Below are 20,802 nucleotides of genomic sequence, written 5' to 3'. Positions count from 1 at the left end.
AAAACGCCTACATAATAGTAGGCGTTTTTTATTTTCCTAATTCAAAAGCTCTTTTATTTGCAGATTCGATAGCTTTAACCACAATTTCTGTCATTTCAAAAGATTTAAAAATTGATAATGCCGCTTCCGTTGTTCCTCCTTTTGAAGCAACGCGCTGGATCCAATCTTCATTAGATAACTTACTTCTATTTTGCAATTGAACAGCACCTGAAAATGTTTGGCTAACCAAAAACTCAGCTTCTGATGGTGAAAAACCTAATTGAATTGCGCTTTGAATCATTGCTTTCATGAAATAAAACACATAAGCTGGTCCGCTTCCTGAAACCGCTGTTGCAGCATTAAGCATTACTTCTTTTTCAATATAAATCGATTTTCCAGTGGTATTGATTAAATTTTGAACAATAAAAAGTTCTTTTCTGTCAACTGAATTTGATGCACAAAAAACAGTCATTCCCTCACCTATTTGTGTTGGTATGTTTGGCATTGAACGCACAATTTTAGTGACGTTTAATGCTTTTTGCATCATTTCAATTGAAATTCCAGCCATGACTGACAACACCACATGCTCTGGATTTAAAAACGCTTTTATTTCAGAAGCTAATTGTTTGAAATCTTGTGGTTTTACAGCCAAAATCAAAATGTCAGATTCAAAAATTAGAGGATTTGGTTCGGTATAAAAATTCGCAATATCAATTCCAAAACTATTCTTTTCTTCAATTTTGGTTTTATTCAAAATTAAAATATCTGAAACTCCTACAAATCCCGAACTCATAAAACTATTGGCATAGGTTTGTCCCATATTACCAAATCCGATAATCGCTATTTTCATTACTATTATAAAAAAAGAAACCCTGTCGGTGCAGACAGGGTTTGTATTAAGATAAAATTTATTTTTTCTTTTGTGCGGCTTTTTGAGCTTCTGCTTGCTCCATCATTTCGCGCATTTTTCTTTGGAATTTACTTTCCTTTTTCTCTTTAGTTTTATTCTCTTGAATTTGAGCGTGAATCTTATCTTCTTTCACAATGTAATTTTTAATCACCAACATAATTCCAATGGTAATTAAGTTAGAAATGAAGTAATACAAACTCAATCCTGACGCATAATTGTTAAAGAAAAATAACATCATTACAGGCGAAATATAAATCATAATTTTCATGATTTTACCCATATCTGGCATACCTTCTTGTGGTGGCGTGCTCATCGCTTGGTCACCCGTTGTCATTTTCATGTAAAAGAAAATTGCTACAGAAGCCAATATTGGGAATAAACTCACGTGATTTCCATAAAAAGGAATACTAAAACCATTTGGAAAATAATAAATCGCGTCAAATGAAGATAAATCATCTGCCCAAAGGAAAGATTTTTGTCTTAAATCAAACATCGACGGGAAGAACTGAAACAACGCATAGAAAATTGGCATTTGCATCAATGCTGGTAAGCATCCTGCCATAGGATTTACGCCAGCTTTAGAATACAACTTCATAGTTTCTTGTTGCTTCTTCATCGGATTGTCCTTGAATTTTTCATTCAATTCTGTGATTTCAGGACGTAACACTTTCATTTTTGCTTGTGACAAGTATGATTTATAAGTTACTGGCGACATTACTATACGCACTAAAATCGTAAATAAAACAATTGCAATTCCGTAACCAACACCTAACGCTGAAATAAATCCGAAAACTGGGATAAAAATATAACGGTTAATCCATCCAAAAATTCCCCAACCTAATGGCATAATTTCGTCAAGATTTTTGTTATAATCATTTAAGATAGTATAATCTGAAGGACCATAATACCAATTCATGTTATAATTCAAAGCACCATTTTTAAATTCTAAAGGAACTTGTGCTGTGAAATTTTTTGTAAAAACAGTATCAATTTCTTCATCATCTACTAAATTATCTGATTTGAATTTTGCTGTTTTAAACTTCGTATCGGTTAATAAAATAGAGGTAAATAAATGTTGTTTGAAAGCAATATAAGAAACATCATTTGCATCATCTTCAGAATCTTTTGCTGCGTTTAAATAATCATCTTTACCGTCTTCATATTCGAAAACCAACTCCGTATAACGATTTTCATACGAAATACTTTTCTCGTTTCTGTATGATTTTAATTGCCATTCTAAATCTAATGGTTTAGCCGTATTCACAACTTTTTCTAAACCTTGCGAACGGATAGCAAAATCTAACATATATTCGTTAGGTTTTAACACATAACGATATTCTAAAAACTGATCTGGACCCGCTTTTAACTGTAGGGTTAAGACTTGATTTTTACCTTCAGTAGTTAACTTAGGTTCAAAATACATGTCTTTTGTGTGCAACGTTCTGTTATCTGTTGTATTTAATGCGATGTCTAAAGAAGCATTTTTATCTTTGATAATTTGAACCGCTTTTTTAGAATTTTTCTCAAATTGATCAAATCCTAAAACAGTAGCTTCAGTGATATAACCTCCTTTATTAGAAATTTTAAGTGCTAAAACTTCATTTTTGATTTCGGTAACTGCATCTGTAGCTGACGGAAGAGTTGCAGAATATCCAAACGAACCTAATTGTGCTTGTGCTGCGGCATTATTAGTAGAATCTGCTACTGGAGTTGCCGCAACCGTTGAAGTTACATTTTTAACTTCTTTGGCTTGTTTTTCAACTTGCTCTTTTTTCTCTTTTTCCTTTAATTCTTCTGGTGTTGGAGCATTTGACCAAAGCATCCAAATCAAAATTCCAGAAATTAATACAAATCCGATAATCGAATTAAGGTCTAATTTTTTTTCTTCCATCTATTTATTAGTGTTCAGTGTTCCGTTTTAAGTGAACCAATTATTTAGTTTTATGTTGTACAGCTGCTGCTACAAAACTCACAAAAAGTGGGTGCGGATTAGCGACAGTACTTTTATATTCAGGATGGTATTGAACGCCGATAAAGAAAGGATGTGTAGGAATTTCAACAATTTCTACCAACTTCGTATCTGGATTTACTCCAGAAGCTACTAATCCTGTTTTTTCTAATTCGTTTAAATACGCACCATTGAATTCGTAACGGTGACGATGACGCTCCATAATCTCAGTTTTACCATAGATTTTTTGTGCCAACGTATTTTCTTTTATGCTACATTTCCATGCACCTAAACGCATAGTTCCTCCTTTGTTTTCAATATTTTTTTGCTCTTCCATTAAATTAATAACGGGATGCGTTGTATTTTCATTCATTTCGGTTGAATTGGCATCAGCATAACCTAAAACATTGCGCGAATATTCAATTACAGCCATTTGCATTCCCAAACAAATTCCAAAAAACGGAATATTATTTTCTCTGGCATAACGAACAGTGTCGATTTTACCTTCAATTCCGCGACCGCCAAAACCTGGTGCAACAAGTATACCATCTAAATCTTTCAACTGACTATCTGCCGAATTGGCATCTAAATATTCAGAATGAATAGAAATAACATTCACTTTGGTCTCATTTGCCGCTCCTGCATGAATAAACGCTTCTAAAATCGACTTGTAAGAATCTTGCAATTCCACATATTTCCCTACTAAACCGATATTTACTTCGTGCTTCGGATTTTTCAATCTAAATAAGAACTCGTTCCAGTTGTTTAAATCTGGTGTATTTTTTTCAGGTAAATCTAATTTTTTCAAGGCTACTTTATCCAATCCTTCTTCCAACATTAAATTAGGAACTTCATAAATAGTAGACGCATCGATAGATTGAATTACCGCTTCTTTTTTCACATTACAAAATAACGCTAATTTCTGACGTAAATCTTGCGAAATTTCATGTTCAGTTCTGCACACTAAAATATCCGCTTTGATACCGCTTTCCATTAAGGTTTTCACCGAATGTTGTGTTGGTTTCGTTTTTAATTCTCCGGCAGCAGCCAAATAAGGCACCAACGTTAAATGAATTACGATTCCGTTATTTTCACCTAATTCCCAAATCAATTGACGCACTGACTCGATATAAGGTAATGATTCAATATCACCAACTGTTCCACCAATCTCTGTAATTACAATATCAAAATCACCCGATTTTCCAAGCAACTGCATGCGTTCCTTGATTTCATTTGTGATATGAGGCACCACTTGAACCGTTTTTCCTAAAAATTCTCCTCTGCGCTCTTTTTCAATAACAGAAAGATAGACTCTTCCTGTAGTTACATTATTCGCTTGCGAAGTAGGAACGTTTAAAAAACGCTCGTAGTGACCTAAATCTAAATCCGTTTCTGCTCCATCGTCTGTTACATAACATTCTCCATGTTCGTAAGGATTTAATGTTCCTGGATCCACATTGATGTAGGGATCAAACTTTTGAATGGTCGTTCGGTATCCTCTGGCTTGCAATAATTTGGCTAACGAAGCTGCGATGATTCCTTTTCCTAAAGAAGAAGTCACACCTCCGGTAACAAAAATGTACTTAGTTTGGTTCATTGTATTGTTGTTGTGTTGTTGTTGCGATAAAAATCTTTTATCTATAATAAAATCGTGCAAAGATAACACTAATTAGTCAATGTGCCAATTAGTCGATGTATCAATTTTGTAATTAAATTGTAAACAATTTATTTTTGTTTTGGAAAGTTTCTACGGATGTTTCGTACTAATTCTTCTAAGCCGTTTAACTTGAGTTCGTGAACCAACTTCAATTGTTCACCTAATTGCCCTTTTGGAAAACCTTTATTGGCATACCAAACCACATAATACTCTGGAAGGTCGATTAAGTAATAGCCTTCGTATTTGCCAAATGGCATTTTAGTGTGTGCGAGTTTTACAAGGAGTTCTTGGTTGGTCATTTTTTTTAGAGGATAGAAGAAAAGGGAATCATTTTGTTTTTTAACCCGCTAAATGTAAAAATTTAACATCAGAAATTTTATTGTTTTCAAATTTAAAAGAAAACAAATAAGATGATTCTGGACACCAATCCAAATCTTCTTCAAAGAATTCTTCATAAATATTCAACTCAAATCTTTGATTTTCTTTATTGTAGGAAATTGATAATTTATCTTTACAATTACATTTAATATCTTCAAACAGAAATTCTTTTTCTATTGACTTTCCGTTTTTCAAATCTGAAATATCAACTTTATATAGAAATTCAACTAATATTTTTTCTGATAATTCACTTTCGAACTCACTATTTTTCTTTAATTCTTTGAATAAATTCTCAATACTAGCTTTTTCAAAATTAGAATTAATTTCACAACTTATTAAAAAAGTAAAAATAAAACTTACTAAAATTATTTTTTTCATAAATTGAAGTACTTACTTCCAATTAAAAACAATCTCTTTCTTAATATCTGGATGCAAACTATAGAAAACAGGGCAAGTCATTGCGGTTCTTTCTAAAATTGTTTTTGTTTTTTCGTCTGGATTGATAGAGAAATGGAAGGTTACTTGAATTTCTGTAATTCTTCTTGGTTCGGTTCCCATGATTTTGGTTACTTCTGCGGTAGAACCTGAAAAATCTACGTCTAAATCACGCGCTTTGATTCCCATAACGGTAAACATGCAACTTGCCAATCCGTTAGCAACAGTGTCGGTTGGAGAAAATGCAGCCCCTTTTCCGTTATTGTCTAAAGGTGCATCAGAAATAATTTCTGAACCCGATTGTAAATGTATAGAAGAGGTGCGTAAATCACCTAAATAAGTCACTTTTGAAGTTGCCATTATTGTGCTTTTTTAATTGTTAAATCGTTGTCATAATATAATAAATAACAACCATTATTATTATTTGCGCCGTTTTCATTCGAATAGTCAAAACTATTTCCAACATATTCCGTTTTGTATTTTGAAACCGAATTTACAAATCCTTCTTCTTGACAAATGCGTAAAATGGTATCAAAAGTAATGTCAAAACCTTTTACAGCTGCTGCGTTGGGAGCAATGTTATTGTCTTTTTTAAATGCTGCCGCAAAAATGAATTCTTCAGGTGTTTCAATAACTTTACTTACCGATGGATACATCATTTTTAAAGCGGTTAAATTCTTAATCGGAATTTCCTCAAAATTAAGCGCATCATACACTTCAAAAACCACCAATTGAATGTCATATTCCTTTTGCAAGTTCTTTAAAGTATTGGTAATACTCAGAATTGTTCCAGATTTTTCTATTTCTAAAATCACAAAATTTGGTTTACCTTTAACCAATTGCGCTTTAAAATGAACCATATCCAAAGCGCCTTTATCGTTAAAAATAGCATGCTTAGCTTCTGGATAATTTGCCGTTAAATAATCTCTCGATGTATTTTTCTTTGTACTAATAATTGCCACTACATTTCCTTCTTTTTGTTTGAAATAAGCAAATAAATTAGCTTTTAATTTTTCTTCTGAAGGAATCGCATAATATAAATTAGGCAAAGCCAAACCTTTTTCTTTTGAAAGTGGCGAAATTACTGGAATATTATATTTTGATAGTAATTGTGCAGCACTTTCAACATGAGAACTTTGGAACGGACCAATAACCGCATCTACATTAGAAAAATCATTTTTTGCAATAATTGAAGCGATGTTTGAGGTATATTTTGAACTTTCAACATCATAAATTTTAACATTTACTGGCAATCCTAATACTTTAGCAGAATCAACTGCTTTTAAAGCTCCAGCATAAAAATCTAACGTTAAGTTTAAAAATTTATTTGTTTTTAGATGTTCTGTTTTTGATTTTAATGAATCATTTTCAATTTTATCCATACTAAACGGAAGGAATAAAACCAATTCTTTTTGTTCGTTTTTATCAATCGTTTGCAATAAATCAACTTTTGGTTTTGCAGAAAAAACAGTATCTCTTGCCATTTTTCTAGAAGGCACATTTAAAACCATTCCTTCTTTTAAACCATTTTTCAATTCAGGATTCAAATCCAATAAATCTTCTTGAGAAATATTGAGTTTTTTGGATAAACTAAATAGTGTTTCTTTGGGTTGCACTTCGTATTGTCCTTTTCCTACAATGGTGACTTTCTTTTCTTGTGTAGTTTTAATTTTTAAGATTTCGCCCACTTTTAATCCTTCTGCAATTTGCGGGTTTAATTTTTCTAATTCCTCAACTGAAAGTCCGTATTTTGTAGCAATTCCATATTTGGTTTCTTGTGCAACAACCGTGTGTGAAAAAGTTGAAATTGTAGTTTTTACTTTTTCTTCTTTAACAACATCTAAAGTTTTAACTTCAGGTTTGATTTCCTTTTGAATGTTGGGTTTGCTTGAAACAGAAGGCTTTGAAACATAAATTTCTTGACCTATTTTCAATCCTTCTTGCAAGGTATCTTTATTCCATTTTTCAATATCAGAAACAGACACATTGTATTTTTTTGCAATACCAAAAAGTGTTTCTTTTGGCGCAACTTTATGGGTAATCCCTGAGGTGTTTGAACCTGCTTTTGGAATTAACAAAGTCGTATTTTCTTGTACTCCATTTTTTGCATCCGGATTTAACCGGTAAATATCAAAAGGCGTTACTTGATATTTTTTAGCAATTTGATATACAGTTTCTCCTTTTGCAACGTTGTGCTTAATTTGAGCTTCAACGGCAAATGTGAACAAAAAAATGTAAATAAAAAATACGTTCTTCATGGTATAAAATATAAAAAATGGCAATTTCAAAATCCAATTCAAATGTACTAAAAATCTAAATTGAAACTTGTAATTGCCATTATATTGTTATTAACTTAACTATTCCCACTCAATAGTAGCAGGTGGTTTTGAGCTGATATCATACACCACTCTATTTACACCTCTAACATTGTTTATGATTTCGTTAGAAATTTTCATTAAAAACTCATATGGCAAATGTACCCAATCTGCGGTCATTCCATCGGTTGATTCTACAGCGCGCAATGCCACTACTTTTTCATACGTGCGCTCGTCTCCCATTACTCCTACACTATTTACAGGCAATAAAATTGCTCCTGCTTGCCAAACCTTATCGTATAATCCGTGTTCTTTTAATCCGTTGATGAAAACGGCGTCTACTTCTTGCAAAATAGCTACTTTTTCTGGCGTAATATCCCCTAAAATACGAATCGCCAATCCCGGTCCTGGAAACGGATGACGACCTAATAATTCATCATCAATTCCTAATGACCTACCCACTCTACGCACTTCGTCTTTGAATAACATTCGTAAAGGTTCAACCACTTGTAATTTCATGAAATCTGGTAATCCACCTACATTATGATGCGATTTAATTGTTGCTGATGGTCCACCTGTTGCTGAAACAGATTCAATAACATCTGGATAAATCGTACCTTGACCTAACCATTTAACATCGGTTAACTGGTGTGCTTCATCATCAAAAACTTCAATAAACGCTTTTCCAATAGCTTTACGTTTTGCTTCTGGATCATCTAACCCCGCTAAGGCATCCAAAAAGCGTGCCGAAGCATCTACTCCTTTTACATTTAAGCCCATTCCTTGGTACTGATTTAGCACATTTTGGAATTCGTTTTTACGTAATAATCCATTATTTACGAAAATACAATATAGGTTTTCTCCAATTGCTTTGTTCAATAAAACCGCTGCTACAGTTGAATCTACACCACCAGAAAGTCCTAAAACTACTTTATCGTTTCCGATTTTAGCTTTCATTTCTGCAACTACTTCCTCTACGAAAGCATTTGGCGTAAAAGTTTGAGGCACTTGTGCAATTTTTACTAAAAAGTTTTCCAACATTTGTTTTCCATCTGTTGAATGATATACTTCTGGATGAAATTGAATAGCATAAGTCGTTTCGCCTTCAATTTTATAAGCTGCGTTTTCTACGTCTTTTGTACTCGCAATTTTAACTCCGTTTGTTGGCAATTGCTTGATTGAATCCGAATGACTCATCCAAACCTGACTATTTTCAGAAACACCTTCTAAAAACACTTCATTTTCTTTGATGTACGAAAGATTGGCTCTTCCGTATTCTCTTGTGTTAGAAGCCGCCACTTCTCCACCTGAAAAATGGGCTAAATATTGCGCTCCGTAACAAACTGCTAAAACTGGTAATTTTCCTCTAATTTGAGATAAATCAGGGTGAAGTGCCTCTTCTGAACGAACTGAACAAGGGCTTCCGCCTAAAATAACGGCTTTATATGTTGATAAATCTGCTGGAATTTTATCGAATGGAAAAATCTCGCAGAAAATGTTTAATTCTCTTACTCTTCGGGCAATTAATTGGGTGTATTGCGAACCGAAATCTAAAATTAATACGTTGTGTTGCATTTTATTGTTGTTGTGTTGTAAATTTTAATTTCATTAAAAACAGAAAGACAAGTCATGACTTGTCTCTACAGATTAATATTCAAATGTTCCGTATTCGGATGTAATTGTTAATTTCTTATTATTTGATTTCTCGACTCTACCAACGATTTGTGCATCGATGTGGAATGATTTTGAAATTTCGATGATGTCTTGTGCTACTGCTGCAGGAACATATATTTCCATGCGGTGACCACAGTTGAATACTTGGTACATTTCTTTCCAATCGGTTTTTGATTGTTCTTGAATTAATTGGAACAATGGTGGTACTGGAAATAAATTATCTTTAATCACGTGAACGTTTTCTACAAAGTGAAGCACTTTTGTTTGTGCTCCTCCGCTACAGTGCACCATTCCGTGAATTTGATTTGAATTGTATTTTGATAAAATCTTTTTGATAACTGGCGCATACGTTCTCGTTGGAGAAAGTACTAATTTTCCAGCGTTTATTGGACTATTGTCAACTGCATCAGTTAATTTGGTTTGACCTGAATAGACTAATTCATTTGGAACCGAAGCATCAAAACTTTCTGGATATTTTTCAGCCAAATATTTTGAAAAAACATCATGACGTGCCGAAGTTAAGCCATTGCTTCCCATTCCTCCATTATATTCCTTTTCGTAAGTTGCTTGCCCAAAAGAAGCCAATCCTACAATAACATCACCCGCTTGGATATTGGCGTTATCAATTACATCAGCGCGTTTCATACGAGCCGTTACGGTTGAATCAACAATAATTGTTCGCACTAAATCGCCTACATCAGCGGTTTCTCCACCAGTTGAATGTATGGTAACTCCGTGATTTTTTAAATCCGAAATTAATTCTTCTGTTCCGTTGATAATCGCAGAAATTACTTCGCCTGGAATTAAATTTTTATTTCTTCCGATAGTGGATGAAAGTAGAATGTTATCGGTTGCTCCGACACATAATAAATCATCAATATTCATGATTAATGCATCTTGAGCAATTCCTTTCCAAACTGAAATATCGCCTGTTTCTTTCCAATACATATAGGCTAAGGAAGATTTTGTTCCTGCGCCATCAGCATGCATAATAATGCAATATTGGTCGTCGTTGGTTAAATAATCAGGAATGATTTTACAAAATGCTTGTGGAAATAAGCCTTTGTCGATGTTTTTGATAGCTTGGTGCACATCTTCTTTGGAAGCCGAAACTCCTCTTAAATTGTAGCGTTTGCTCGTATCAGAACTCATGAATGTTGTGTGTTGTAGTTGTGGCGCAAAGATAGTTTTAAAATTTAGAATTTAGAAGTTTGAATTTAGAAATTGTTAAATTTTTACAACATAAATTGCATTCACTACTTCAGAAGGATTATTTGGCGCTTGCACATTTTCTATTGTATAGGTGGTGTAACATTCCTCTTTGTTCTCAGCAACATCGTGCGTAATGGTAATTTCTTCAATTGTAGAAGTAGTTTCGTTATTTAGCGTTATGATAAAGGTGTTACCAATCGGATTTTCAGTATTTGGAAACAACTGTATTAAATTCGTATTGGAAATAAAATTAAAAGGAATTGGCTCATCATCTAAATCTTTAACTGAAATATTAGCTGCTGTAAAGGTTGCATTTGCAAAAACATTTTCTAACGTTGTTTCATCAATAACCTCTATAAAAATTGAGGCTGGAGTAGCATTATCTCCTTCATTACATTTGTCGCAACTTGAAATTAATAGCGTAAGGGTTAACAGTAAAAACGGAATATATTTTTTCATTGGTATTGAATTTATTTACTTAAAATTTGAATCTCAACTCTTCTATTCGCTGCAGCTTGTTCTTCACTAGCTTCTGGAATTGGATAAATAGGTTGCGAAACACCAAAGCCTTTAGTTTGAATGCGATGCTGAGGAATGCCACTATACACTAAAAAACGTTTAATTTGTTTTGCTCTATCGGTAGATAGATTTCGATAATCTTTAGCTATGCAACAAATATGACCTTGAATTTCGATTTTTAAATTGGGATTATTTTGCATCACATATAACAAATCATACATGGCCCCTTGTGATTCTGGAACGGTTGCAAACGTATTTTGGTAAAAATTAATATTCTTCAAAACAATTTTCGCGCCTACTTTAGACAACTTTACTTTTTCTTCTAACGATGCATTTTCTGGAATTATTACTTCGACTGCTTCTTTTATCCCTAAAATTTCATCTTCTTTCTCTAAATCTTTTTCAAGTAAATAGTGAATTATCGCTTTTCGATTTTCTGCTTTATTTATTGAAGTTGCTCCTTTTTCACCCAAAGAAATACTTTTAAAATCGGGTCTGATGTTGATTTTACCATTCACGTGATTAAAAATATAACTCACCCGTTTTTGTGACAAAGTATCGTTGTACCCTGAAGTTCCAACTTCGTCTGTAGAACCTGTGATGGATAAAATTTTTGAGGTTTTATTTTCAGCAATCCACTGTTGCAATTTTGCCAATTCGGTTTTGTTGAGTTCAAATTTATCAGTATCAAAATAGAACGTAACTTGTTCTTGCGAAAAGGCAAAATAGCCGAACCAGAAAAATACTATTGAAAATACAAATTTCATTTTTTTACTTTTTACGAAGTAACAACAAATATACTACATACAAAAGTATGCCAAAATTAATTTTCAATAATTTGAATTTCTACTCTGCGGTTTTCATTGCGTTCTTCTTCTGTTTTTTCTGGAATTTTATGAATTGGTTTTGTACTTCCAAAACTTTTAAAACTCAATCTATTTACTGCAATTCCTTTGTTGATGAGATAATTATAAACCGTTAACGCTCTCACTTTTGCGGTATTTTCAACATCAGTTCCTAATTGACAGCAAATATGTCCTTGAATTTCGATTTTTAGTTTTGGATTGGCGTGCATTATCGCTAATAATTCTTCCATAACGGGTTTAGATTCTGGTCTAAGAATTCCGGAACGATCATAAAAATAAAGGTTTTTTAAAATGAGTTTATCACCCACTTTAGCATTTGAAACCTGATTTAATAAATCATTTGACGCTACTTCCTCTACAACTTTTACAGGAATTTCTTCGTAATAAATTTCAACTTTACGGTTTAAAGCTAAATCGGAATTTTGTTCGAAATTTTCACCTTTACTTTCGATTTCGATTTGCTTTTGATTGGTAACTTTTTCGATAATATTTGAAACGAAATTTGCTCTGTTCAATGCCAAAGTATCATTGTATTCATTAGACGCACGATAATCGCAATACCCTATGAGTTTAGTAAATTTAACCTTTTTATTTCTAAAAAAATCATCAAAACGAGTCAATTCATTTAATTTTAATTGGTCAGCATCCGTATCAAAATATACCGTAAACTTGTTTTGCCCAAAAGAAATGGAACTCATAAATAAAAACAGAAAAAGTATTTTTTTCATTAGGTAGGTTTTAGATAACCGAAAATAGTGATTTTTAGTAGATAGTTATAGTTGTTGTAAACTTTTTTTATATTTTTGAAATACGCTACTTTTTAGCGCATATAAACAAGTTAGTAGCAAGTTTCGAATCCACCCCGATAAACATAAAATTTCAAAATGAAGTATATTTTTATAATTACATTGTCAATTGTTACAGTTTTAAGTTGTTATGCTCAAAATGACATTTCTAAAAAAAACTTAAAAAAATTATTAAAAATAGAACACGGATATGATTCTAAAGTTTGGACTATTTGTAATTCCAACTCAACAGATTCAATTAAGCTTTATAGTAACATGAATTACTTTTATCAATCAAAAAGCTGTTGTGAATTCATTCAATGGAATTTTTATAAAAAAAATAAAATAAGAGAAGAAGAAATTCAAGTTTGCAAAGAGCCAGGAAGTGGAAAAGTAACAACTGAGAAAGATTATTATTCAATAAAAATTGAGAAAGAAGATGATAATTTATACTTAGATAAGTATCATAATAAAAAACTTGTAAGTCGATATAGAGTTATAAGTATTACTGAAAAAAAACTTCCGAAACAGCCAGAAATAAAATATCAAATTATTGAATTAGTAAAAGGCCAATAAACCCGATAGCGCGGATTTCCAATCCGTGCCTACAATCATAAAAAATTAACCTCAAGCTTATACCCTTTTCCACGAATAACTACAATATTAATATTGGGGTCAAGCTCCAGTTTTTTTCTGAGTTTTGATATGAACATGTCTAAACTGCGTCCTACAATAACGCCTTCGTCTTCCCAAATCTCTTTTTGAAGTCGGCTTCTTTCTATTGTTTCATTAGGCGATGTGGCAAAAATGAGCAATAAACGCGTTTCGGTTGCTGTTAAATCAATTGTTTTTTTATTAATTTCTAATTGACGCTTTTGTACATCAAACAAAACTGAACCAAAAGTGAATTGTTTGTTAGACAAATCTTTTGGTAATTCTTTCTTATGTTTCGATTTCCAAAAAACAAATCCAACTAACATTAAAAACAATAAACCTCCTATAAAATATTTATAATTTGCTGTAAATATTCCAATTGGTTTAAATTTAATAGTAATCACATAACAGGCAATGGGTTGCTTTCTTCCAATACATGCTACAATATCATCTTTTTTGTTTTTGGAAATAGCATATCCATAAGCTACACTAGAATTGTCACAATTAATCACATTAACTACATAATCATTTACAAGATAATCTTTAGCTAGCAAACGTTGGGTAATATTCACCAGAGAATCGGTTTGAAAAGTAAATTCTTTCTCAAAACTAATTTGGTATTCATTATCAGCTATCTTCTTTATTGGAAGAACTCTCGATGTGCTATCACCAGATTGTAAAAGTATTTCATGTCCTATTCTACGCAGTAAAACTTCTCTTTTGGAAAGATCAAAATCGCTATTCGTATTTACAAAGAAAACCAATGAAATTAACACTAGTAATAACAATGCAATTACATATTTAGTTTTCCCAGAAAGGAGATTTTGCCTACTATTCATAGTGTCAATTAATTATTTACAAAGTTTACAATTTTATTTACAATCCCAATCGCTCTAACAAAAAATTATGAATGTAAATTCGTGTAATCAATTTAAAAAAATGAAACTTTATGAAAAAAACAATTTATGTTCTAATCTTATCGCTGGTTGTGATAAGTGGACTTGTATTTAGCTTTTCAACTTTTGCAAACAACTCGAAAGCAAAGACTGAAATTAAAAAAGAAAAGAAACTTGTTAAAAAAACTTTATCTAGTGCTGAAAAGAAATCTATGTTGGATCAACGAAAAAAATGGGAAGCTTCACCAGATGGAATAAAATTTAATGATTGGAAAAAATCGCCCGAAGGCAAAAAAGTACAAGCTAGCTATGAGAAAATAAAAAACGAAATAAATGCTTTTGCTGAAATGGAAGCCATTGTAACATCAGTTACTTTTCAATTTCCAACCACAAACCCATCAAGTCCAAAATGGTTAGTTGTTAAGATTAATGGCGAAGATTACATGATGCAATTTATTCCAAATGATTTTGAGAAATTTAAAAACTTGAAAGTTAACGACAAAATAATCGTAAGAAGCCGAAGCGCTGGTTTTTCAAATAATCATCCTTATTTAATTATATCGAGCGACTATATTGAACATAATAGTAAAGTGCTTTTTAAACGCGAATTTAACAAGAATGATGGTTGTTAAAGAGGAATACTCAATAAAAAAATCCCAATCTTTCGATTGGGATTTCTATTTATAATTACTTCGTAAATAACAATTCTCTGTATTTTGTTAATGTCCAAAGCTCGTCGTCTACTAACAATTCTAATTTGTCAGCGTGGTAACGAATTTCTTCGAAGTATGGTTTTACTTTATCACAGTATGCATCGGCCATTTTTTCTGTACTGGTTAAAGCGTTTGCTTTTTTACGTTCTTCGGTCATTTTTTCCACTTTCGTGTTGATGCCTTCGATGTGTTCTGAAATTTCTTTGATTAACGAAATTTGCTCTTTTGCAATTTTCTCAAAATCTTTACCAAAGATTTCTTTTAAACCTTTTACGTTTTCAATCAACACATTTTGATAACGAATAGCCGTTGGAACCACATGATTGCGTGCAATATCACCTAAAACACGACCTTCAATTTGGATTTTTTTCACGTATTCTTCCAATTCAATTTCGTAACGTGATTCAACCTCAACATGATTCATTACGCCCATTTCGCCAAACAACGCAATTGCTTTTTTAGAAACTTTTGCTTTTAACGCTTGTGGTGTAGTTTTGTGATTGCTTAAACCACGTTTTTTAGCTTCTTTTTCCCAAGCTTCGCTATAACCGTCGCCTTCAAATAAAATCGCTTTTGTACCTTTAATATATTCTCTCAATACATTAAAAATGGCTTCGTCTTTCTTTAAATCTTTTTTCTCAATTAAAGCATCTACTTCAATTTTGAAATCTTTTAATTGTTTGGCAACAATCGTATTTAAAGTCGTCATAGAAACCGCACAGTTTGCAGAAGAACCAACTGCTCTGAACTCAAATTTATTTCCTGTGAAAGCAAATGGAGATGTTCTGTTTCTATCTGTATTGTCTAATAAAACGTCTGGTAGTTTTCCTACTACGTTTAATTTTAAATCTGTTTTTTCTTCTGGCGATAATTTACCTTGAGAAACGCCTTCTAATTCAGCTAACACTTTAGTCAATTGTTGTCCGATGAAAACCGAAATAATTGCTGGTGGCGCTTCATTCGCTCCTAAACGGTGATCGTTACTTGCCGAAGCAATTGACGCTCTCAATAGTTCTTCGTTATCATGAACCGCTTTAATTGTATTGATAAAGAAAGTCAAGAACTGTAAGTTGCTCATTGGCGTTTTTCCTGGGCTTAATAAGTTGATTCCAGTATCTGTTGCTAATGACCAGTTATTGTGTTTTCCTGAACCATTTACTCCTTTGAATGGTTTTTCGTGGAATAATACTTTAAAATCGTGACGCTCTCCTACTTTTTGCATCACATCCATTAATAATGAATTGTGATCCACCGCTAAATTCGTTTCTTCGAAGATTGGTGCTAACTCAAACTGATTTGGTGCAACCTCGTTATGACGCGTTTTAACTGGAATTCCTAATAACATACATTCGTTTTCTAAATCACGCATATAGGTTAAAACTCGGGTAGGAATCGAACCAAAATAATGGTCGTCTAGTTGTTGCCCTTTTGCAGCAGTGTGACCTAACAACGTTCTTCCAGTTGCTAATAAGTCTGGTCTTGAGTTGGCTAAAGCGGTGTCAACTAAGAAATATTCTTGCTCCCAACCTAAAGTTGGTGTTACACGTTTTACATTTTTGTCGAAATATTTTGCTACATCAATCGCAGCGGCATCAATTGCATTTAAAGCTCTTAATAAAGGTGTTTTATTATCTAAAGCTTCGCCTGTGTAGGATACAAAAACTGTTGGAATACATAATGTAGTTCCGAAGATAAAAGCTGGCGATGTTGGATCCCAAGCAGTATAACCTCTTGCTTCAAAAGTATTTCTGATTCCTCCATTTGGAAAAGAAGATGCATCTGGTTCTTGTTGTACCAATTGACTTCCTCCAAATTTTTCAACTGGATCACTTCCGTCAGGAAAAGTTTCGAAGAAAGCATCGTGCTTTTCCGCAGTGGTTCCTGTTAATGGTTGGAACCAGTGCGTATAATGAGTTACTCCTTTTGATAATGCCCACTCTTTCATTCCCAATGCAATATAATCGGCAATTTTTCTATCGATTTTTACGCCATCTGCTGCTGCTTTAACCGCTTTGTAAGCTTCAGGTGTTAAAAATTGTCGCATAGCTTTGTCTCCGAAGACATTACTACCAAAAATAACTGATTTTCTGTCCAATTCTTCTACGTGAACTGGTTTTCTGTCTGTTGCTTTTCTTAAAGCTTGAAAGCGAAATGTTGACATAAGTTGTGTGTGTTAAAAGTTATACCCTTGAAAAGTTATGCAAATATATGACTTTTTTAAATATTCACACACATACCCCTATTTTTTTAGGGGTAAAATATTTTTTATTACATTTACGCTATGAAAACAACAAATTTATACATGATAATGTTAGGATGTACTCCAAAAGGACGATTTACTGAACAACATGATATTTTTTTTGGTATTGGAATGAGTTTAAAAGAATTGGTTCCAGACATGAATGCGTTTTGGCCCGAAGCAAAAGGAAGAATCCATATTGATGCGTGGCAAAAAGTGACTTTTGTGGATGGGTTTGCTATTGAAGTGGTTTCAAATAATGAAAAACTGGAACAAGAAGAACAATTATTCTTTCTGAACTTAGGCGGTTACAAAGAAGGAGAATTTGAAGAATACCATTATAAAGTATTAGTGGTTGCCAAAACGAAAGCCGAAGCAATCAAGAAAGCCAAACAAACTACTTTCTATAAACATTGCGGTTTCAAAGGTGCAACATCACACATTGATGATAAATATGGTATTGATGTTGATGATATTCACAACATTGAAGATATCCTTTCGAATAAATTCAAATCGCAATTTCGGTTGAAAATAACAAAAACCAATGCAATTTCAGAAGATGAAAAACACATAGGTTATTTAAAGATAGATAAAATATCCGTATAAAAAAGAGCTATCGGAATGGATAGCTCTTTTAGTTATTATTACATTTCTACCTTAGTTACTTTAGCCGCATCTAATTTGTAATGTTCTTTTACTGCATTATAGTCTTTAAAATCTAATTTACCAGCAGCTGATTTATTTGCAAAATAAGCAGGAATAACTACAACTCTAAATACTTGATCTAATTTATTTGCATTACTCAATCCTGGTAAATCAAATCCAAATAAACTTACTTGAGCATCATATTGTGTAAAATTACTGTCGTAACCAAAATCTAAAGTTCCATCATCAAAATAGTAGGTTTCTGGCAATAATTTCCAAACATCTCCAGCACTTCCACCACCAACTAATCGATATACTAAAACCATATCAGATGAATAAATAATATGAGGGAAATCTAAAATTTGATTGTATCCGTTTCCAGAAGTTAAATCGACATTTGAGTATTCAAAAACTTCACTAATAGTATCGTTATCATTTTCATCTCTTACCTCGTTTACTGTACAACTTTGTAGTGTTATCATCCCGATAAAAACCAACAATAAAGTAATTTTTTTCATAATCTTTAAGTTTTAAATTATTTACTTACTTATGCAATAACCAATTGTTGTGCCAAAAATTATCCAATTATATTTTTGTATCTTTGAAACTTCAAAAAAGCTTGTAAAATGGGAAGAAATAATCCAAAAAATATTAAAGCACACAACGATAAATTGCACAAAGAGCAAGCAAAAGAAAAAGCGAAAAAGAATGCTCGTGCCGAAAAATTAAAAGAAATTCAACGAAAATTCAACGAATCTAAATCGTAATTTATGTCGGGTTGCTACTGTGGAAATTCACTTTCTTTTCAAGATTGTTGTGAACCTTATATTAAAGGAATCAAAAAAGCACCAACTGCCGAAGCGTTAATGCGTTCGAGATATAGCGCTTATGCAACTGCAGCTGCTGATTATTTGATAGCAACTACTCACCTTTCAACTCGAAAATTATATAAAAAAGCCGATATTTTAGCTTGGTCGAAAAATAATAAATGGTTAAAATTAGAAGTTTTAACTTCAACTGAAACGACCGTTACTTTTAAAGCGTATTTTTTAGACGAAAATTTAAAGGCTCAAGTTCATTATGAACATTCTACTTTTAAATTTGAAAATGGAAATTGGTTTTATGTAGATGGTGAATATAACTAAAAAAGCGAAAAATAATTTTCGCTTTTTTTTTATTCTTCTGTAAACGTTTGTGCTTTTGAATACACACGCCATTTTTCGATACATTCCTGTAAATCTTGCGGAATTAGCGTATCAAAACGTAAAAATTCTTTTGTAATGGGATGTTCAAAACCCAATGTTTTCGCATGAAGCGCTTGTCTTGGCAACGTTTTGAAACAATTATCAATAAACTGTTTGTATTTTGTAAAAGTAGTTCCTTTCAAAATGGAATTACCTCCATAACGCTCGTCATTGAAAAGGGTGTGACCAATGTGTTTCATGTGCACACGAATTTGATGTGTTCTTCCTGTTTCTAATTGACAAGAAACTAAGGTTACATACCCAAATCGCTCTAAAACTTTATAATGCGTTACTGCTGGTTTTCCTTTTTCATCACTTTCATGAACTGCCATTCGCATTCGGTTGGTATCGTGTCGTCCAATGTTACCTTCAACAGTTCCTTCGTCTTCTTCGATATTTCCCCAAACTAAAGCAACATATTCTCGTTCCGAAGTTTTCTCAGCAAATTGTTTCGACAAATAAGCCATTGCATGTTCTGTCTTTGCAACTACAAGTAATCCTGTGGTGTCTTTATCAATTCTATGAACCAAACCTGGTCGTTCCGAACTATTTAATGGTAAATTCTCAAAATGATACGCTAATGCGTTTACTAAAGTTCCTGAATAATTTCCATGACCTGGATGCACAACCATTCCTGCTGGTTTATTAATCACCAACAATTGATCGTCTTCATATACAATATCCAATGGAATATTTTCAGGTGTTAGCAATTGCTCGTATGTAGGATGTGCCAATACTAAACGTACAACATCACCCGCTTTTACTTTATAATTGGATTTTACCGCAACATCATTTACTAAAATAGAACCATTTTCAGCTGCTTGTTGTATTTTATTTCGAGTAGTATTTTCAATCATGTTCATCAAAAATTTATCCACACGCAAAGCCGATTGTCCTTTACTTGCTTCAAAACGATGATGTTCGTATAACTCGTCTTCGAGTTCGTTTTCAACCTTATATTCCGTCATTTTCTTCTTTAAATTCTTCTGGTTGCACCTCTTCTACTGGAGGCAATGTATCTGCTGGTTCTTCTGAGCTAAATGTTTCTTCATCAAACACTTCTTTTCCATCACCTAAAACAAAATCTAAAGTAGAATTCTTTTTCACTTTATCTCCTGCTCTTAATCTTCTACCGTCTTGATAGATTTGTAACACCACATCTTTTGCAATATGCGGTTTATAAGTAATCTTTCCTTCTTTTAAGGTTAATGATTTTATTGTTGATGAAATTTGTCGGAATGTTTTGTCTTTGAATTCTGGAATGGTAATATCCGTAAATTCACCTGCATTTAATTTTACATAGATTTTTCGTCCGTCTTTTACCAAACTTCCTGCTTTTGGATCTTGTTCTAAAATGGTAAAAGGAGGAAAATCGGCATTAAATTCTACCGTATCCAATAAAAAAACTTCTAAATCCAGTTCGTTTAGTTTCTCTTCTGCGATTTCCAATTTCATTTTAGATAAATCAGGTACTTTAATTTCCTGACCATGATTGGTTCTAAAATCTAAAAACTGGATTACTAAAAAAGTAAAAACCACCACAATAGCTACTGCTAAAAAAGCTTGAATAAAAAAAGTTCGGCTTGTTAAAAACTTAAATAAACTCATACAAAATGATATTTTGACAAAGATATAAAATTCAAAAAGAAATAACGATGCAATTCATTTTGATTTCTTCACACATTTAAAACGGCATTTTTATAAAAATATTTCTTTGGTAAACGAATAAAAGA

The 20,802-nt window shown here is 32.6% G+C and carries 22 protein-coding genes; 5 read left to right on the top strand and 17 right to left on the bottom strand.

Features of this window, described 5'->3' with window-relative positions; genetic code table 11:
- Window positions 1-28: 28 nt before the first annotated feature.
- From proC to OLM52_RS02175, 12 genes are all read right to left on the bottom strand, one after another.
- Window positions 29-829, bottom strand: coding sequence for a pyrroline-5-carboxylate reductase (gene proC / locus OLM52_RS02230; RefSeq protein ID WP_264549522.1), 801 nt, complete (start codon window positions 827-829; stop codon window positions 29-31).
- Between the two features lie 58 nt (window positions 830-887).
- The gene (yidC, locus tag OLM52_RS02225; RefSeq protein WP_264549521.1) at window positions 888-2,780 is read right to left on the bottom strand and encodes a membrane protein insertase YidC; all 1,893 of its coding nucleotides are present in this window, start codon (window positions 2,778-2,780) and stop codon (window positions 888-890) included.
- A gap of 40 nt (window positions 2,781-2,820) precedes the next feature.
- Window positions 2,821-4,434 carry a CTP synthase gene (locus OLM52_RS02220; protein ID WP_264549520.1) on the bottom strand — a complete coding sequence of 538 codons (1,614 nt, stop codon included), beginning with the start codon at window positions 4,432-4,434 and terminating at the stop codon, window positions 2,821-2,823.
- A gap of 128 nt (window positions 4,435-4,562) precedes the next feature.
- The gene (locus tag OLM52_RS02215) at window positions 4,563-4,793 is read right to left on the bottom strand and encodes a DUF3820 family protein (RefSeq protein ID WP_133607617.1); all 231 of its coding nucleotides are present in this window, start codon (window positions 4,791-4,793) and stop codon (window positions 4,563-4,565) included.
- A gap of 40 nt (window positions 4,794-4,833) precedes the next feature.
- Window positions 4,834-5,250 (bottom strand): hypothetical protein, encoded by a 417-nt coding sequence (locus OLM52_RS02210; RefSeq protein WP_264549519.1) that lies wholly within the window; start codon window positions 5,248-5,250, stop codon window positions 4,834-4,836.
- A 12-nt stretch (window positions 5,251-5,262) separates the two neighbouring features.
- Window positions 5,263-5,667, bottom strand: a complete 405-nt coding sequence (locus OLM52_RS02205; RefSeq protein WP_264549518.1) for an OsmC family protein — start codon at window positions 5,665-5,667, stop codon at window positions 5,263-5,265.
- Window positions 5,667-7,565 (bottom strand): LysM peptidoglycan-binding domain-containing protein, encoded by a 1,899-nt coding sequence (locus OLM52_RS02200; protein WP_264549517.1) that lies wholly within the window; start codon window positions 7,563-7,565, stop codon window positions 5,667-5,669. Before OLM52_RS02200 ends, OLM52_RS02205 begins: the two co-directional genes overlap by 1 nt.
- A gap of 99 nt (window positions 7,566-7,664) precedes the next feature.
- A complete protein-coding gene (gene guaA, locus OLM52_RS02195) occupies window positions 7,665-9,197 on the bottom strand; it encodes a glutamine-hydrolyzing GMP synthase (protein ID WP_264549516.1) in 1,533 nt (510 codons plus the stop codon).
- A 72-nt stretch (window positions 9,198-9,269) separates the two neighbouring features.
- Entirely contained in the window at window positions 9,270-10,448 is a 1,179-nt protein-coding gene (locus OLM52_RS02190) for an AIR synthase related protein (RefSeq protein ID WP_264549515.1), read from the bottom strand.
- Window positions 10,449-10,523: 75 nt separating this feature from the next.
- Entirely contained in the window at window positions 10,524-10,967 is a 444-nt protein-coding gene (locus tag OLM52_RS02185; RefSeq protein WP_264549514.1) for a hypothetical protein, read from the bottom strand.
- A gap of 11 nt (window positions 10,968-10,978) precedes the next feature.
- Window positions 10,979-11,794, bottom strand: a complete 816-nt coding sequence (locus OLM52_RS02180; RefSeq protein WP_264549513.1) for an OmpA family protein — start codon at window positions 11,792-11,794, stop codon at window positions 10,979-10,981.
- A 56-nt stretch (window positions 11,795-11,850) separates the two neighbouring features.
- A complete protein-coding gene (locus OLM52_RS02175) occupies window positions 11,851-12,621 on the bottom strand; it encodes an OmpA family protein (protein WP_264549512.1) in 771 nt (256 codons plus the stop codon).
- 156 nt (window positions 12,622-12,777) lie between these two features.
- Here OLM52_RS02175 and OLM52_RS02170 point away from each other — a divergent pair, with 156 nt between their 5' ends.
- The gene (locus OLM52_RS02170; RefSeq protein ID WP_264549511.1) at window positions 12,778-13,254 is read left to right on the top strand and encodes a hypothetical protein; all 477 of its coding nucleotides are present in this window, start codon (window positions 12,778-12,780) and stop codon (window positions 13,252-13,254) included.
- A 35-nt stretch (window positions 13,255-13,289) separates the two neighbouring features.
- Here OLM52_RS02170 and OLM52_RS02165 read toward each other — a convergent pair whose 3' ends face one another.
- Window positions 13,290-14,171 carry a winged helix-turn-helix domain-containing protein gene (locus tag OLM52_RS02165; protein WP_264549510.1) on the bottom strand — a complete coding sequence of 294 codons (882 nt, stop codon included), beginning with the start codon at window positions 14,169-14,171 and terminating at the stop codon, window positions 13,290-13,292.
- A 110-nt stretch (window positions 14,172-14,281) separates the two neighbouring features.
- Here OLM52_RS02165 and OLM52_RS02160 point away from each other — a divergent pair, with 110 nt between their 5' ends.
- Window positions 14,282-14,860 (top strand): hypothetical protein, encoded by a 579-nt coding sequence (locus OLM52_RS02160; RefSeq protein WP_264549509.1) that lies wholly within the window; start codon window positions 14,282-14,284, stop codon window positions 14,858-14,860.
- Window positions 14,861-14,915: 55 nt separating this feature from the next.
- Here the strand turns inward: OLM52_RS02160 and OLM52_RS02155 are convergent, their stop codons facing one another.
- Entirely contained in the window at window positions 14,916-17,102 is a 2,187-nt protein-coding gene (locus tag OLM52_RS02155; RefSeq protein ID WP_264549508.1) for a glutamine synthetase III, read from the bottom strand.
- A 120-nt stretch (window positions 17,103-17,222) separates the two neighbouring features.
- Between OLM52_RS02155 and OLM52_RS02150 the strand changes: the two genes are divergently transcribed.
- Window positions 17,223-17,786 (top strand): DUF1543 domain-containing protein, encoded by a 564-nt coding sequence (locus tag OLM52_RS02150; protein WP_264549507.1) that lies wholly within the window; start codon window positions 17,223-17,225, stop codon window positions 17,784-17,786.
- Window positions 17,787-17,824: 38 nt separating this feature from the next.
- Here OLM52_RS02150 and OLM52_RS02145 read toward each other — a convergent pair whose 3' ends face one another.
- Window positions 17,825-18,343, bottom strand: a complete 519-nt coding sequence (locus OLM52_RS02145; protein ID WP_264549506.1) for a hypothetical protein — start codon at window positions 18,341-18,343, stop codon at window positions 17,825-17,827.
- Window positions 18,344-18,451: 108 nt separating this feature from the next.
- Here OLM52_RS02145 and OLM52_RS02140 point away from each other — a divergent pair, with 108 nt between their 5' ends.
- Window positions 18,452-18,592, top strand: coding sequence for a hypothetical protein (locus tag OLM52_RS02140; RefSeq protein WP_264369600.1), 141 nt, complete (start codon window positions 18,452-18,454; stop codon window positions 18,590-18,592).
- A gap of 3 nt (window positions 18,593-18,595) precedes the next feature.
- Window positions 18,596-18,970, top strand: coding sequence for a YchJ family protein (locus OLM52_RS02135; protein ID WP_264549505.1), 375 nt, complete (start codon window positions 18,596-18,598; stop codon window positions 18,968-18,970).
- Between the two features lie 29 nt (window positions 18,971-18,999).
- Here the strand turns inward: OLM52_RS02135 and OLM52_RS02130 are convergent, their stop codons facing one another.
- The gene (locus tag OLM52_RS02130; protein WP_264549504.1) at window positions 19,000-20,037 is read right to left on the bottom strand and encodes an RluA family pseudouridine synthase; all 1,038 of its coding nucleotides are present in this window, start codon (window positions 20,035-20,037) and stop codon (window positions 19,000-19,002) included.
- Window positions 20,024-20,677, bottom strand: coding sequence for a PASTA domain-containing protein (locus tag OLM52_RS02125; RefSeq protein ID WP_264549503.1), 654 nt, complete (start codon window positions 20,675-20,677; stop codon window positions 20,024-20,026). The genes OLM52_RS02130 and OLM52_RS02125 overlap by 14 nt, the downstream gene beginning before the upstream one ends.
- Between the last annotated feature and the right edge of the window lie 125 nt (window positions 20,678-20,802).

Source organism: Flavobacterium sp. N2820 (genome assembly GCF_025947285.1).
Lineage (GTDB): Bacteria > Bacteroidota > Bacteroidia > Flavobacteriales > Flavobacteriaceae > Flavobacterium.
This window is presented reverse-complemented; position numbering and strand designations above follow the sequence as displayed.